Origin of the sequence: Microseira sp. BLCC-F43, assembly GCF_041929235.1 — a bacterium.
GTDB lineage: Bacteria > Cyanobacteriota > Cyanobacteriia > Cyanobacteriales > Aerosakkonemataceae > Microseira.
In genome coordinates, this window is sequence record NZ_JBHFNP010000205.1 from 42,145 (window position 1) to 57,688 (window position 15,544).

At 44.6% G+C, this 15,544-nt stretch carries 11 protein-coding genes; 5 read left to right on the plus strand and 6 right to left on the minus strand.

Going from position 1 to position 15,544, the window contains the following annotated elements; all coding sequences use genetic code 11:
- Positions 1–40 precede the first annotated feature (40 nt).
- A complete protein-coding gene (locus ACE1CM_RS28030) occupies positions 41–847 on the plus strand; it encodes a DUF928 domain-containing protein (protein WP_374882141.1) in 807 nt (268 codons plus the stop codon).
- Here the strand turns inward: ACE1CM_RS28030 and ACE1CM_RS28035 are convergent.
- The 4 genes from ACE1CM_RS28035 to ACE1CM_RS28050 form a co-directional block, all read right to left on the minus strand.
- On the minus strand, positions 822–3,431 hold the full coding sequence (locus tag ACE1CM_RS28035; protein ID WP_374882142.1) for a CHAT domain-containing protein: 2,610 nt from the start codon (positions 3,429–3,431) through the stop codon (positions 822–824). The genes ACE1CM_RS28030 and ACE1CM_RS28035 overlap by 26 nt on opposite strands.
- Before the next feature lie 91 nt (positions 3,432–3,522).
- Positions 3,523–5,982 carry a filamentous hemagglutinin N-terminal domain-containing protein gene (locus ACE1CM_RS28040; RefSeq protein WP_374882143.1) on the minus strand — a complete coding sequence of 820 codons (2,460 nt, stop codon included), beginning with the start codon at positions 5,980–5,982 and terminating at the stop codon, positions 3,523–3,525.
- 177 nt (positions 5,983–6,159) lie between these two features.
- Positions 6,160–9,096 carry a CHASE2 domain-containing protein gene (locus ACE1CM_RS28045; protein ID WP_374882144.1) on the minus strand — a complete coding sequence of 979 codons (2,937 nt, stop codon included), beginning with the start codon at positions 9,094–9,096 and terminating at the stop codon, positions 6,160–6,162.
- Positions 9,096–10,430 carry an AAA-like domain-containing protein gene (locus tag ACE1CM_RS28050; protein ID WP_374882145.1) on the minus strand — a complete coding sequence of 445 codons (1,335 nt, stop codon included), beginning with the start codon at positions 10,428–10,430 and terminating at the stop codon, positions 9,096–9,098. Before ACE1CM_RS28050 ends, ACE1CM_RS28045 begins: the two co-directional genes overlap by 1 nt.
- Positions 10,431–10,584: 154 nt before the next feature.
- Here ACE1CM_RS28050 and ACE1CM_RS28055 point away from each other — a divergent pair, with 154 nt between their 5' ends.
- Positions 10,585–11,520, plus strand: coding sequence for a cation diffusion facilitator family transporter (locus ACE1CM_RS28055; RefSeq protein WP_374882146.1), 936 nt, complete (start codon positions 10,585–10,587; stop codon positions 11,518–11,520).
- 250 nt (positions 11,521–11,770) lie between these two features.
- Here the strand turns inward: ACE1CM_RS28055 and guaA are convergent, their stop codons facing one another.
- Complete coding sequence (gene guaA / locus ACE1CM_RS28060) at positions 11,771–13,318, minus strand: glutamine-hydrolyzing GMP synthase (RefSeq protein WP_374882159.1); 1,548 nt, start codon at positions 13,316–13,318, stop codon at positions 11,771–11,773.
- Between the two features lie 460 nt (positions 13,319–13,778).
- On the opposite strand from guaA, the gene ACE1CM_RS28065 reads away from it, so the two are divergent.
- Together ACE1CM_RS28065 and ACE1CM_RS28070 are read left to right on the plus strand one after the other, a co-directional pair.
- The gene (locus tag ACE1CM_RS28065) at positions 13,779–13,931 is read left to right on the plus strand and encodes a hypothetical protein (RefSeq protein WP_374882147.1); all 153 of its coding nucleotides are present in this window, start codon (positions 13,779–13,781) and stop codon (positions 13,929–13,931) included.
- A gap of 21 nt (positions 13,932–13,952) precedes the next feature.
- Positions 13,953–14,114: a hypothetical protein gene (locus ACE1CM_RS28070; RefSeq protein ID WP_374882148.1), complete on the plus strand. Its 162-nt coding sequence runs from the start codon at positions 13,953–13,955 to the stop codon at positions 14,112–14,114.
- A gap of 393 nt (positions 14,115–14,507) precedes the next feature.
- Here the strand turns inward: ACE1CM_RS28070 and ACE1CM_RS28075 are convergent, their stop codons facing one another.
- Positions 14,508–14,762, minus strand: coding sequence for a hypothetical protein (locus ACE1CM_RS28075; RefSeq protein ID WP_374882149.1), 255 nt, complete (start codon positions 14,760–14,762; stop codon positions 14,508–14,510).
- A gap of 351 nt (positions 14,763–15,113) precedes the next feature.
- On the opposite strand from ACE1CM_RS28075, the gene ACE1CM_RS28080 reads away from it, so the two are divergent.
- Positions 15,114–15,359 carry a helix-turn-helix domain-containing protein gene (locus ACE1CM_RS28080; protein ID WP_374882150.1) on the plus strand — a complete coding sequence of 82 codons (246 nt, stop codon included), beginning with the start codon at positions 15,114–15,116 and terminating at the stop codon, positions 15,357–15,359.
- The last annotated feature ends 185 nt before the right edge of the window (positions 15,360–15,544 follow it).

The window sequence follows — 15,544 nt, forward strand, 5'->3', positions numbered from 1 at the left end:
TTACCTAGGGAAATTTAAATTAAAATTTATCGATTTTTTTATGCAAAAAACCCCGGTGCAATTGAAATCAGTTTTAGCCGCAAGTTGGGCAATTGTTTGTTTGAGCAATTTGCTTTCGCCTTCACTGGTGCAAGCGCAGCCGTCAAATAATAATAGCGGTGAGTCAATTAAAATCCGCTTTGTGCTAGCAAATCCAGAACCACCCGATCGGGGAACTCCTCATAGTAACCGGGGAACTGGTAGCCGTGGCAACTGTTTATATAAACAGAACAAACCGCCTTTGACTAGCTTGGTGGGTAGCAATAATTTGGAGTTAACTGTCAGCGAACGCCCAACTTTTTGGGTGTACGTACCTTATACACAACAGGAAGCACCGAGTGGTGAATTTTCCTTGCAGGATGGCGAGAATGATGTTTACCGAACTAGGTTTCAACTGCCAGCTACCCCCGGAATTGTTAGCATTAGCCTGCCAGCAAACCAAAAACCTTTGGAGGTGGGGAAAACCTATCGTTGGTACTTTGAAATGAATTGTCCGCGCACAGAAGCAGGAGATCAAGTGACTGCCGCTTCTGTTACAGGATTAGTGCGACGAGTTTCACCTTCTGCCGCTCTGAACAATGCGTTAAATTCTGCAAAAAATCCCCTGCAACGCATTGCGGCTTACGCGCAGCATAGCATTTGGTACGACACGCTCACCGAATTGGCTCGACTGCGTTCAAATCCGGCGCAGAATCCTGGGATTGAGGGCATTTGGGCGGAGGTGTTGAGCGATCGCAATATCGGATTAGAAAATATTGCCAAAGAATCTCTTGCAGGCAATATTACAACCAGTTCCCGATCAGAGTAAAAGCAGCCCAGTGATAAGGGCGATTGTAATCGGTTTGGGAGTAATCAGTTAAAAAGGCAATTTGAGTATTTCGCAGTGCTTCGGCTTTAGGGATATGAGGATTTTTTAGTTGTTGATAAAACCGGGTCATAAATTCAGCCGTGGACGCATCGTTTATGTGCCATAATGTTGCTAATGTGCTGCTTGCTCCCGCTCGAATCGCAACTCCTGCCAATCCCAAAGCCGCTCGTTTATCCCCCAAAGCTGTTTGGCAAGCACTCAATATCAGCAATTGAATAGAGTTTTGCGTTGGGTTTTTGCTCCGCAATAAATTATCTAAATCTCTAACATTGATGCGTTGGTTCCAATCTAAAAGGAAGGTGTTTTGTAGATTGGAGCTAAATTTGCCATGAGTGGCAATGTGAACGACGTTATAAGGATTATCGTTAATTTGTTTTTGAATTTTTTCTTGCTGAAAATCTTGATTTTCTAGTTTTTCACTTTGGTCGAGTTGTTTTTGGATTGCCTCCAATTCCACAGTTACGTTATCGATGGGGGAAAAACCTTCTGGCTCAAAACTAGGAGCATTGGCGGCTCCCGCAAGGATGGCTCTGATATTTTTTCTTAACAGCGGCTGGGGATTAATTAATTGTAAACCAGGGGTAACAACAACCGCATACTGTTCTATCAGATATTGTTTCCCATTATAGAGAGCCGCAGGCGGAATATTTCGCAAGGAACCATCTAGGACAAACACCAAAGTTTTGAGCGGTTTTTGGTTGGGCTGGGCGAAATTTTCTACATCGGCTGACAAGGGTTTAATTAACCATTCATAAAGCTGTTTTGCAGCTGCTTTAATTTCGCTCAAGCTGGTACTGCGTTGTGTCAAAGCAATTCGCAATTCTCGTACAGCTTCGTCTACTTGAGCTTCAGTTACACCCTGATTTGTGTAGTGGTGTAAGTTATCTTTTCCGGGAAGTTTGACGATAATTTCTAAGGGATTTTTGAGAATAATTGGATAGATAATTGCCGCTTGTTTGTCTAATGCGTCAATATTAACTGGCTCTGATTTTGCACAGGCATCCCGGAAAAAGTTGTCCAATTCGGCTAATTGCAGCGATTCGATTGTATTTCTAGCTTGGAGCAAGTTTTCTTGAGTGGGAGAGCGCAACAATAAATCAACTAATTCTCGGTATACAGGTTCTACAGTTTCTCGAAAAGAAAACTGGATTTCGGGATTGAGAGAAACTAAATCGCTGCGGAGATTATTTAGGGTATTAACGGCTGCTTTGTAATAGGCGATCGCTTCCGAATTAGTTGGTAAATTACTCTGCAAAATCTGCCCTAATTGCCACTGCCATTGATAGGCAATATCTGACGCATTCAATTGTTGAGCAATCAAGAGTGCTGCTTGGGTTAAATTTTTGGCTTTTGACCAATCTTGGGTTTTTTCATAAAATTTACCCAGGGTTCCCAAAGCATAGGATTGTGCCCTTTTATCTTCTAAGCTTTCTGCTTGTTGAATTGCCGCATTCAAAAAATTAGGAATAGCGGTTTGTCTGTTTTCTAATTTTATCAAACTTTCAGCGAAATTGACAGCAGCATAGACAGATTCGCGACTCGCAGGCAAGGTGTAAATTTGGGATAAAATTGGAGGTAATAATGGTTGGGCATCTGAGATTTGGTTAATTTCAATTAACAAACTTAACTGATTGAGTTGGGCTTGCAGGCGCGTGAGGGGTGAGGATGCGATCGCCACTGCTTTTTGATAGCGCTCAAGGGCTTTTTGGGTATAGTTATTGCCAGCTTGTTCATCGTTAAAGATTGCTGATCTTTTAGCTAAAGTTCGCTCCGTATTGCCTAAACTCAGCAAGGTTTCGCTTTCTAGTTGCGGCGATTTTGGCAAGCGTTGAACGACTGCCAAACTAAGGGTTAAAATTCTGTAAGATTCATCGATATCTCCGGCGAGACGCAGCATTTTACCGAGATTACGCAAACCAGTTGCTTTGAGGGAAGAATCCGGTTGTGCTTGCAATTTTTGTTCGATTTGTGCAAAGAGTTTTTCGGCACGTCGGTAAAGTCCTAAAGCTTGCATTGCCTCAGCTTGATTAATTTGGCTACCGAGTACTCCCACTTCATCCCTCGCTTGTGCATAGAATATTTCGGCTTGTCGCCAAGTTTCTAGGGCAGTTTCGGCTTTTCCCGTCGCTAATTGCAGACGCCCTTGTGCGTTTAAAACTTGGGCGCGGACTTGTTCGTTTTTACCGTTTTGTGAGTTGAGTAATGACAGACTTGTATTAATGGCTGTTTCTGCTGCTTGCCACTGTCCGAGTTTTTGATAAGCTAACGAGAGCCAGCTTAATGTTTGTGCTTGCTTAATTTTATCCCCAGCGGCTTCATAAGTTTGGGCGGCTTGTTGTAAAGTGCGAATTGCTGCTGAAAACTGTCCGGCATCGTAATGGTTTTTGCCTGCTTCTACAAAAGCTAAAGCTGTGTTTTGGGTGGAAGCAGGGAGTTGTGCTTTGATTGGTTGTATTGCATGGATACTCAAGCTTAATATTAAGCCTAAAATGGCAAGAAATAGCGAGCGCAAAACCTGTTTCATCACTTCATGTCGTGTCCATATAATGACCGGCTGTAGGGGCACGGCAAGCTAAATATTTCGGCAGAGAGTCGTGCCCCTACACATACGGAACTTACGGCTGGCAATTAGGAAAATTTAACCAATTGCTGTGGGGTGTTACGGTTGTTGTTTCTGCGGTGAGAATTATATTGCCATTGCTATCTTTATACCATCCTTGGGCTTCTACAATTGTTGTGGGTATATTGCTGTTTGTTTGTGCGCGAATGCTTCTTGTTTCTGAGTTGATTTCTCCACTTTGGTTTGCTTCTCTAATGCGCCAATCTTCCCATACAACATCACCATTCAGGACTTCATTGGGTGGAGTTGGTAACCCACCCCTTCCAATGATGGTAAATTCACTTCCTTGGGCGGCTGTACAAAGATTTTGTTTGATTAATTGCGCTACATCCACTAATTCTGTTGGCAATTCTACCAGTCCTTTAGAGGGGTCAATTCCCTGCAATTGTATTGCCACTTCGCCACTCAATTGAGGCGAGGTTTGGGAAATGGCGGTCAGGTCACTACTAGACAGTGTAGCTGGGTCAAATTGGCTCAAATCGGTAGTACCAATTAGGGTTTGTAATTGTTCGCGTGACCGGAATTCTAGACCTAATAAAGCTTGGGTGGTGATGTTAATTCTACCCCCTCGTCCGGAAAAAGCATTGGCGGTGATATCGCTATTTTCATTGGGAATACTAACTACTAAGTTGCCATTAATTGTAATATTGCCGCCGTCTCCACCTTGACGATTTGTGCCTGCGGTTGTAGAGATGCGACTATTTCGACGCAGGAGTAGTAAATTAAATCGTTCTAGTGTAATATCGCCACCATTTCCTGATGTTGTGGTGGCGGCGATCGCTGCCAAATTATCTAACTCAATTGCGGATGCTTGGACTCTCAATTCACCCGCATCTCCTGTTCTCAAACCGCTAACGCTGATTTGCGATCCATCCCGCACAATTAAGCGTCCAGTTGTAATTGTTAGGTCTCCTCCTTTACCAGTACCAATGATAGTTCCTGCATCTTGTGTTTCCAAAGTCCGACCTGTTTCGGCAACAATTCTGCTGGTTTGTACGCCATTTCTAGAAGTACCAATTACTTCTACTAATTCGGGAGCATTTACAATGACGTCGCCTGCCGCACCCGTCCCAAAAGTAGAGGCTGATAATTCCGCTCCATCTCGGACAATTAATTGTTGGGTGTTAATCCTCAAATTTCCTCCCCGTCCAATTCCCCGCGTCTGAACGGATACGCCACTAGATCGTTCTTCGCTGTTGGAAGTGCCAATCAGTTCCACAGATTCCGAAGCATTTATGGTGATGTTTCCTCCTGCATCTCTATCGATTGTTGAGGCAGAAATTTTAGCTCCATCTTGCACGATTAATTGCCTGGTATTAATCGTTAAATTCCCAGCTTCTCCCGCTCCTTGGGCGTCGCTGGCGAGTTTACTTGGCTTTTCATTTGCTCGCGAACCCCCTCCTGGACGGTTGTCCGAATTGCCGCCACTTCCGGTTCCTGTTAGTTCTACTAGATCGGCATTTATTGTAATTCCGCCGCTGTTTCCTCGACTATTTTCTCTAGCAGTTGTTGATATTTGCGCTCCATCTCGAATTATTAGATGCGATGCTCGAATTGAGATTCCTTGTCCGTTTTGTTCTGCCAGTGTATCAGCGGTTATTTCTGAGGTGTTGGTGAGGGAAACGCGCGCGCCTTGGATCTGAATAAATCCGCCGCCTTTACCGCTGACATTGACTCTGGCATTGTTGGCGATCGCAATATCAGATCGTGCCACAGAATCGGGCATACTAAGACTTAAGATATTGCGATTAACAGTGAGTCCTACAGTCCCTTGTCCTGGGACTCCTGCTAATTCGATTCGCCCATTGGCAGCATTTAATCCCCCGCCATCAATCAGGATTTCTCCACCTAATAAAAGTAAGCTCCTACCTTCAGGAACTTGTAACCCAAATAAGCGTTCTGGTCTTCTTGAAATTTCTACTGTGGAGCGATTCTCAATCCTTCCGGCTGTTTGTTGATTGAATAAAAAAGCAGAAGGATTGACCGTCAGTAACGGCGGAGATGTCGGATTTATAGCGCTGAAAAAACCGCGATCGCCAAATTGAATTGCACTCGCTGTACTCGCAACAAACGAACCTCTGAGATCGAGTCTGGCATTTTTCCCAAAAATAATACCATTGGGATTGAGAACAAATAAATTGGCTACACCGTTGACACCCAACGTTCCTAAAATATTCGATAAATTCGTACCAGTAACGCGACTAAAAATGTTTTCAATTCCAGTTGGATTGGCAAAATAAACTCGCTGTCCTTCCCCTACATTAAATTGCTCAAAACTGTGGAACAAATTACCACCGCGAATTGCACCACCATCAATGCGATCGCCTGTACTTCCATTAATAGAAACATTCGGTGTAACCGTAGAACTTTCCGCACCTAAACTTCCATCAGGAGCAATCTGTGCCAGAGATTCAGTCTGATAGGATGCGATTGTAGCCGCAATCTGGACCAGCATCCAAATTGGTTTTGACTGGTGCGATCGCCAACAGCGCTTCATCCTACACCCCCCTCTTCCTGCAATATAAATTTTACTCCTTTCCCGCTCTAAAATTACCGACCTCTTCTTTTCTCTTCTCTCTGCGTTCTCTGCGCCTCTGTGGTTCGTTAAATCGACATGATTCGGGTATTTATCTTATAATCTTTTCCATTTCAAAACTATAATTCCTCCACTAATCGCCAAAGCTAAAGCTGGGGGTAATAGAGGTATCCAACCGCCTTGTAAACTCAAAATAATCCAACAACTTCCATATAAAATGCCAATCGCCATTCCGCCTCGAACGACAAAACCTCGCCATGAATGAGCGCCTTTGGCGAGGATTGCTCCTATTAACGACCAACCCAAAATCCAGCAGACTTCCAGAGGTTTTGATAACCACCAAATTAAAGCTCTTTTATCCAAAACTGCACTGAGAATTTGGCTCACCATATGCGCTTGAATTTCTACCCCTGTCATAGGTTGAATTGAACCTTGAATATTACTGTAAGGCGTGCGCCAATGAATATCGTTAAAACTCGGTGCTGTAGTTCCAATTAGAACAATACGATTTTTTACCATGTCTGGATTAAACCGATTGCTGAGAATTTCTGCAAGTGTAATGGTTGGGGCAATTTGGCGGTTAGCGCGGTAATTTAACATAATTTGGTGACCCCTCGCATCTAAATTGTGATAGCCACCAGTGTCGTTTTCTAAAGGTTTAAATACCGTCGTTCCAAGTTGAAGGTAATTGTCGTGATTTATTTTAGCTCTAATTCCCTCATTAGCGAGGTAACGAGTTGCTAGTTGCCAACTAAAAGAGTATTTACTTTGACAAGGAAATGCCGAACTTACTGCGAGTGGATGACGGCGCAGAACTTCATCTGAATCTGACAAAACATTATTAAAACCTTGGCGAACAGGGGGAATTTCAGGGGGTGGGTTAACTCCGGGGTTGCCGTAATGACAGATGATAAAAAAGCGATCGCTCTTTCTCATCCAAGCTGCTAAAGGTTTGTAACCTTCTCCCACTGGGCGATCGCGATAAATATCCAAACCGATAACCCTTGGTTTATAGGGTTCTAATTTAGCGATTAATTGAGCTAGGGAACGATCTGATAGTGAAGTTCCTCCTCTTTCTTGAGCGGGTTGGGATTGCACATCTTTTTCGGTAATTGTTACTAATAAAATTCGTTTATCGGCTGCTTCATTTGGTCTTAATTGCATTAATAAATCGAAGGTTTGCAATTCCCATGATTGCAACCATCCCAGGGAGCGCACTCCAATTATCAAGCTGGATGCGATCGCACTCGCAAAAACCACTTTTAACCAAACTCGTCCCCACCTTTTTAACGGATTTACTTGCAATTCTACCCCGCGATCTGTCACGGAGTAGAAAGGAGGAATTTGATACACAGTTACGGGTTTATCGATGCCTTTTAACTGCCGCATTCCCCCATAAATTGCATTTTTTTGCAATTCATTGTTTACCGCTTTGTAAGCATTTTGGGAAATACAAATCCCGCCTGGTGCTGCTTCTGATTGCAGGCGTGCTGCCATATTCACCCCATTCCCCATCACATCATTGCCACTGAAAAACACTTCTCCCAGATGGATGCCTATTCGATGCAGGAGAATATCGCGTTTTGGCAAGTTAGCGGCGGCTAAGGCTAAGGTTTTTTGAATTTCTATCGAGCAAAATATTGCTTTTTCTGCACTTGCAAAGTACATTAAAAGCCCATCTCCTAAAGATTTAACAATCTGTCCTTCAAACTGCTGACAGATTTGTCTCATTATCTGAAAGTCTCGCTCGATTAAATTGAGTGTATGTCTTTCGTCTGCTGCCATCTTTTTAGTAAAAGATTCCACATCTGTAAACGCTATGGCAGCTAAAACTTTATTCTCTCCCAGATTGAGCAGTAAAGTTAGGGTTTTTGTTCCTTCATTGCTAGGGATAAATAGGTCTGCTTCTTGTGCATAACTACAGGGAAGCGCATCGAGTTGTGCCGTCACCCAAGCGGAATTAAATATAGTTTTGTAGATTTGATTATAAGCAACTAAATCACCTTTATTTTTAATCACTAAACCCGATAATCGCAATTCTAAATGCTCGTTGCAGTTCGTTGCGGCAATTTTTTCTTGCTGCAAAATCTGTTGGTATAACAGCAACAAATTTTTGGTACAACGCGCATTTCTGAGAATGCGATCGCGTATGGTTCTTAAATGCTCTGGTTCATCTTGCGATTCCCAATTTTCCACGATTCGCTTTCGCACTAACTGCTCAACCCATGTTTTTTCATCATCGTTCCCATCTTCGCAAGAATGAACCGCTAACCAACAAAGTTTTTGGGTCAAAAACGGTTGACCACCCGTCCAATTTAATATCTCTCTTAACACTGCTTCAGGATTGCTAATTTTCCCTTCAAACCCCTTGACTAAAGCAGCACTTTCGTGTAATTGAAATCCTTTTAATTCAATTGCTCGACCAATATTAAAGGGTGTAGAGTTTTTGTCTTGAATTAAATCTGATGGGGTTGCAACTCCTAACAAAACAAAGGTTAACCGTCTATAATCGGGTTTGATTGCACGTTTATCGTAGCAGTTACGAATTAGAGCAAAAAACTCATCGGTGGGAAAGCTTAAACTTAAAACACTATCAATTTCATCGATAAAAATCACCAGGTTTTGCTCCACCTGCGCTAACAGTACGGTTTCGATAAATTGTCCCAAGCGTTGCACGGGGGAAAGATCCTCGTGTTCGCGCAACCAATTGCGCCGATTCACTTGTAAATCGAAACCGCTGATTAACTCTTGAATTATCCCTCCATACCATTGCTGCGCTGTAATTTGTTGACTACCAATCCCGCTCAATTCAATTTCAGCACAAGCGATTCCTTGTGCTTTTAACTTGCTCATTGTCTGGATTCGGAGAGAAGATTTCCCCATTTGTCGGGAATTTAGAACATAGCAATATTCTCCAGCTAATAATGCGTCATAGAGGTCTAAATCTGCTTGTCGCACGACATAAGTAGGAGCATCAGCGGGTAAGCTTCCCCCGATTTGATATTGATAGGTAATATCCCGTTCGACCTTCATTAAATATCCCCTAAGTGCTTGCTGAAATACTGATAGTATAAATCGCATCTAGGCTGTATGCGATCGCCACAAAGTTTCACCAGTCCCATACTCTGCAACTGATAAGCTTGGATGGGTTCTAATTTTACAGTTTCCGGTGCAGTCAGGACTTTTTTAAATGCTGCTGCCAAATCTAAATTTGATTGCAGATTTAACCAGCATTTCCGCAAGTGACTGGCATAAATTCCCCGCTCTGTCGGAGCTTCTAATAAAAGTTTTTCCCAGGAAATTTCTGGATGATTTTTGAGGTGAGAAAACGCTTGCTCTAATAGATAAGGATGCCCGCCCACTAATCCCATAAGTAACTCTATGAAACTTGTTTCTCCCCCTAATCCATACTGTTTAGCAAGTTCTTGCACCTGTTCGCGATTAAATTCTGAAAGTTCAATCGGCAATCCCACATTAAATGGCGATTGATTAATGTTCAAACGAATGTAAACATCTGTGGAATGCACGATAATTAACCGTAGCTTTTTCCAGCGCGGGCGACTTCTAGCTTTTTCATACCAAGAGCGCAACAAACCAAAAAAGTCTTCGTAAATTTCTGGATGGGGAAAGAGTAAATCTACGTTATCCAAACCGAGTGCAATCGGATTCTCGTCTTGCTGCAAAAGATACTCTTCAAAATAGGTAGTGCAACTCACTTTAGAACCCATATTTTCTTCATCCCAGTAATCTGCCAAATTCCCGGAAATTCCTAACTCTCGACTAACATTAATACAAAACCAGCGCAAGAATTTATCCAGATGGGTGAAATGGGTTTTTCTATCTGCAAGTTCAAAGCTTAAATTAGCAGTTCGGTAACCTTGGGTTGCCACTTGTGCCAGAATTCTAGTCACGAGCAATGTTTTTCCCATCAGACTGGGTGCTTTGATGCGGATGAGAGAACCAGGTTGCAAGAGGGTTTCATAACAGATCGTTTCGATCGGATCTCGCTCTACGTAGCGATCAACAGCAGGAATTTCTTCCGGTTCGTACTTGGTAAAAGTGTGACCGATTTCAGCAACTTTTTCCGCTTCTATTTGCTTTGACCAATATCGTTCTAAGGCTTGCTTAAAGTTACTTTTTTTCACCTTTTCCCCTAAAGCTTCTGACAAAAGCTTCCAAAGTTTGGGAGCAACATCTTGACTAATGTAACTGGTAGCGTATTGATGCTGGGCGGCAATTTCATCGTATTCTTGCCTCTGCCAAGCACCTTTTAAGACGATAACCTCAATATCGGTTAAGCTTCTGTTTAGCTTGAGAAATATGGCTTGGTTAGCTACATGAACTGCCTTATCCCAGTCAAGTTTCATACTAGCCTCTCCTCAAAATACAGCGATCGTAAAGACCCAATGCATAATCTTCTATATTGAACATCATCCTAGCGACTGTTTCACCCCAAGGATATTTCGCGTAATTTGTTAAAATAGAAATAGTGCATCAAAGAGCGATCCCATCTTTCCCCCAATGGTTACAGATCGTCGCGCCAAAATCCGTCAAGTTTTGTACATCACCCTGGTGCTGAATCTGTTGGTGATGGCAATTAAAGCAGGAGTAGGATGGTGGACGGGTTCTCTCAGCTTACTCGCCGATGCGTTACACAGCTTCACAGATAGCGCCAATAATATCTTAGGACTGGTTGCCAATCACTTCGCTTCACCCCACCCAGACCGCAATCACCCCTACGGACACCAAAAGTTCGATGCCTTGGGTGCTTTGGGTATTGCGGCTTTCTTAGGTGTTGCCTGCTTTGAAATTATACAAGGTGCGATCGAACGCGCGATCGCCGGTTTACAACAGGGTTTGAAACCCATCACTATATCACCACCAGAACTGTGGATACTGCTAATTGTCCTGGGTATCAATATATTTGTGGCATTTTACGAGCGCCGCGTCGGTTTACAAGTGGGTAGCCCGATTCTGATTGCGGATGCTCAGCATACCATGAGCGATGTCTGGGTAACAATTACCGTGCTGCTGGGGTTGATTGGTATATGGCAGGCGCGGGTGTTAAACTTGCCAGCACTCCAGTGGTTGGATGTAATTTTATCTTTTCCAGTGGCGTTGTTGGTATTTCGCAGTGGCTGGGAGGTTTTAAAAGAAAATATACCCTGGCTGGTGGATCGAATGGCGATCGCACCGGAAGCGATTCACGCGATCGCCCTGCAAGTTCCAGGCGTCCTCAACTGTCACGATATAGCTTCTAGGGGCGTTGTAGGGCGTCAGGTATTTATTGAAATGCACCTAGTTGTAGATGCCTTGGATGTGGAAACTGCCCACAAGATTACCGAAGAGGTAGAAGCGCGCTTGGAAGCTAGATACAGCCCAGTCAGAATTTTAATTCACGTCGAACCGCCCACTTACAAGTCTGACCGCATTACCTTCGATCCGCAGTCAAAGTAAGGGGATTCATTCGCATTTTTTCCACAGACAAGCCTACTTTTCCACAGATTTTTGCCAGTTTTCCACAAATATTTAAGGGAAGATTAGCAGATTGTAGCCTCAATTACTACCACAGGACTTAGGCAAATCACCAAAGTTTCTATGAAAAATCGTCGGTTTGGTAACTCGAGATCCCAGCTGGAAACAAAGGTGATAGGAGCAAGGTGGGCGATACGCCTTTAGGCACGCTGCGCGAACTCCCACCCTTTTTTTATTCCCACTCGATAGTTCCAGGTGGTTTGGAAGTGATATCGTAAACCACGCGGTTCACTCCAGACACTTCGTTAACGATGCGGGTAGAAATCGTTTCCAACAAATCGTAAGGCACTCGCGCCCAATCAGCGGTCATGCCATCTTCGCTCTTAACAAAGCGCAAAACAATCGGGTATGCGTAGGTACGCCGATCGCCCATGACGCCAACGCTGCGAATCGGTAATAAAACCGCAAACGCTTGCCATAACTCGCTATACATCCCTTGACGGTTAATTTCTTGCCGCACGATCAAGTCAGCATCCCGCAGAATTTCTAACCGTTCTGCGGTGATTTCGCCGATAATGCGAATCGCGAGTCCTGGTCCTGGGAACGGATGGCGCTGTACAATTTCTTCTGGTAGACCAACCGCTCGACCAAGTTTGCGGACTTCATCTTTAAATAGTTTCCGCAACGGTTCCACTAGCTTAAAGCGCAAGTCTTTGGGTAACCCGCCGACGTTGTGGTGACTTTTAATTTTGACCGCGACTCGTTCTCCGGTTTGCGGATCGACGTTGGTATCTGCCGATTCAATTACATCGGGGTAGAGAGTGCCTTGGGCGAGATAATCAAAAGGACCGAGGCGTCTTGATTCTTCTTCAAACACCTGAATGAATTCGTGACCGATGCGGCGGCGTTTTTCTTCCGGATCGGTGATGCCACTGAGTTGATTGAGGAAGCGATCGCGTGCATTTACATACTCTACCGGAATGTGAAATTGCTCGGAGAACAGCTTCAATAACCGTTCTGGTTCGTATTTCCGCATGAACCCCTGATCGATAAACATGCAAGTCAGCTGATCTCCGATCGCCTTGTGGAGCAAGAACGCTAGGGTAGAAGAATCCACCCCGCCGGAAAGCGCTAGCAGCACCCGTTTATCGCCAACTTTGCCGCGTATTTCGCGTATTGATTCTTCCACAAACGCCGCCGTCGTCCAAGTGGGTTCGCAGTCGCAGATATGGTAGACAAAATTGCGGATTAGTGCTTGTCCGCCGATCGAGTGGACGACTTCTGGGTGGAATTGGACGCCGTAGAGCTTTTTGCTATGGTGAGCGATCGTGGCACAAGGGGTATTTTCCGTATGTGCCAGTATCTCAAACCCTTCCGGCAGTTTGTGACAAGAATCTCCATGACTCATCCACATCGTGGTGCCATGTTCCACGTTGGTCAGCAAGTCCGTCGGATCGTCTATAAATAAAGATGCCTTGCCATATTCTGCTCGTTCGGCACGCGCCACTTCGCCGCCCAACTGTTGCACCATCAGCTGCATTCCGTAGCATACCCCCAGGATGGGAATGCCCAATTGCCATATTTCTGGGTCGCATTTGGGCGCTCCCTTGTCGTACACAGAGTTGGGGCCGCCAGAGAGTATAATTCCCTTTGGATTTAGCTGCCTCAACTGTTCGGCACTGGTGCGATAGGAAATCACTTCGGAATAAACTTGCGTCTCGCGAATTCGGCGAGCGATTAATTCCGAATATTGGGACCCGAAGTCCAGAATTACAATCATCTGGCGGTTCAAGACGCCCAAAGAATCAGAGGTTAGGGGTTGAGAGGTTTGGAGTGTCACGGATCGATCCCTGAATGCGATTTGACTAGATGGACAGATAAGTGACTGCCCTTGTGGCAGTGGCGGAAAAAACTATCTTAATCGCCTTTATTAAAAAAGTTAATCAACTACATTGATAAAATTTTAGGTAAATTCTTTTAAATTTAGCACAATTGCTCGATTAGCGCAGCACACTTCGTGGGTTTTGAGCATAATTGGAGTGGTAGCGATTGTAGTCACTAGGGAGGAAGTGTCCCCTGCCTGCTTGTCTACCTTGTGACAGAAAACACAGCACCCTTGTGACCGTTCGCAAACCTGTTTTGGTGATGTTATTCCACCATAATTTAAAGCGTTACCTATTAGGCGAGGCTCAAAGCTCTAGCCTTGCTTTCTTTTTTGGCAGCACGTCTTGGAGATGGCAATGAAAAACCTCGCACACTCAATTTTCACTTCTTCTTTGAACACCAGCACAATGGAAGATCGACGACCCCGCACCGTTGTCCTCAGACCGAATGGTCGTCTTGATGCTGTGAGCAGCCCAGCCTTCACAAAGGCGCTGCAACAAGCCCTATAATTAACAGCCGAGACAGTGGTGGTGGATCTACTCTGGGTTGAATCGGTGGAACCAGAAGGAATTGCCTGTCTGATTGCTGGGCTTAAACGCGCTTCCGGGTTGGGCAAAACCCTGTCGCTGCGATTTATGGATGTGACAACCCAAGCAGCGGTGCAGGCAGCCAGCGATCGCCAGTATATTTAGTTATTGCCCGACAAAACTTACTCAAATCAAGCATTTCGCTCCCTTTGACGTTTGCTTCCTGCAACTGCGGCTCTGAGGCGGAGCCTAACCTTTCCACAGGGGTAAATTCCGCGCTTGCCGCACGTACTTGGTCTAAATATTATCCCCTGCATTTTTACTTAAGTAAATGCCGCTAATTATTTCTTAACAATTCCTTTTTGCTTGGGGTGGGGCGGCGCTCACCTAAGTACGCCCAGGCAAAAGCGAATAGCACAAAGCGCTGGTGAGAGTATAGGTGCGTAGGTGCGATCGCTATCAGTACAATCGAGTGTCGGGGCACGGTGTTGTCTTTGCCCTTAATATTTCTTGCCGTGCCCCTACAGATCCCGGTATACCGTGGGATGAATCGCGGCTTTAGCTAATCGGAATTTGCCGACTCAAAATACCGATCATTTTGCCTGGTTTGCCAGTCGGTAGCAAACGACTCCACGCGCTAACCTCGGCGAAACCTCGTTTATACAGGTTGAGAATCGTAATCTTGATCGCTTGAGGAGAACCAACCAGCAGCATTTCGATCGGTTCTCGTCCAGGGGAAGGTTCGCCTTCGGTGTTGCAGGCGTCTTTTGGCGTAGGAATTTGGTCATTGTCTGGGATAAAGTCAAAGGACATGGGGGTTTACCTCGTTTTTGATAACAATGTTGGCTAACTAATCAGCGTTTTGATCGTATTAATCAACGCTGAGAAGCAGTCTTAAAACAATTTTGCCCTAACTTGCTGATGTGGGATTATCAATCAACATTTTTCAGCAAATATATCAACATTTACAGCGGATTGCTTTTCGAGTGAGGTACAGCCAGTAGGCTTAGGCAAGTGTAGCGGCACCCGCGCATGGTGCCGCTACACAAACTCATAGGGCTGCAATCTGCTATAATCCTGGGAATTTCTTTGAGATAATGACAGAACACGTTGATTAGTAAGTGAACATTTACTTAGTTAGTTTGTTCTGTCAAAATGAGGGGCATGGGAAGAGCAGGATTTACCCTCAAACAGGCATTAAAAACCTATCGGATTCGCCAAAACAAGTTGGCAGCGAGTTTAGGCGTCGATCGTTCTATTGTTTTTCGTTGGTTTCACGAGCAAACAGAACCGAATGGCGAGACGATTGTAGAAATAGTCGAAGCTTTGAAGGAAATTGAACCTGTGGTTGCTAAGAAGTTTGTGGAACTGTACTTATGGGAATTAGTGAAGGATGTGGAGGAGGATTGAACAGATGCGATCGCATTACCTTTATAGCGGATTGCTTTTCGAGTCAGGCACAGCCGGCGCAAGGCAAGTGTAGCGGCAGCAAAAATGGCAGCCGCTACACAAACAAAGGCGTACCATCAACGGCTGCTTTCCCGCTATAAACGGCGGGTTGACCATTTCCCCTGTAAGCACCCGCAACACCAGGG

Bases quoted from the DNA above. Each gene is read 5' to 3' on its own strand.
- ACE1CM_RS28030 (WP_374882141.1), top strand. From the start codon at position 41: ATGCAAAAAACCCCGGTGCAATTGAAATCAGTTTTAGCCGCAAGTTGG.
- ACE1CM_RS28035 (WP_374882142.1), bottom strand. From the start codon at position 3,431: ATGAAACAGGTTTTGCGCTCGCTATTTCTTGCCATTTTAGGCTTAATA.
- ACE1CM_RS28040 (WP_374882143.1), bottom strand. From the start codon at position 5,982: ATGCTGGTCCAGATTGCGGCTACAATCGCATCCTATCAGACTGAATCT.
- ACE1CM_RS28045 (WP_374882144.1), bottom strand. From the start codon at position 9,096: ATGAAGGTCGAACGGGATATTACCTATCAATATCAAATCGGGGGAAGC.
- ACE1CM_RS28050 (WP_374882145.1), bottom strand. From the start codon at position 10,430: ATGAAACTTGACTGGGATAAGGCAGTTCATGTAGCTAACCAAGCCATA.
- ACE1CM_RS28055 (WP_374882146.1), top strand. From the start codon at position 10,585: ATGGTTACAGATCGTCGCGCCAAAATCCGTCAAGTTTTGTACATCACC.
- guaA (WP_374882159.1), bottom strand. From the start codon at position 13,318: ATGATTGTAATTCTGGACTTCGGGTCCCAATATTCGGAATTAATCGCT.
- ACE1CM_RS28065 (WP_374882147.1), top strand. From the start codon at position 13,779: ATGAAAAACCTCGCACACTCAATTTTCACTTCTTCTTTGAACACCAGC.
- ACE1CM_RS28075 (WP_374882149.1), bottom strand. From the start codon at position 14,762: ATGTCCTTTGACTTTATCCCAGACAATGACCAAATTCCTACGCCAAAA.
- ACE1CM_RS28080 (WP_374882150.1), top strand. From the start codon at position 15,114: ATGGGAAGAGCAGGATTTACCCTCAAACAGGCATTAAAAACCTATCGG.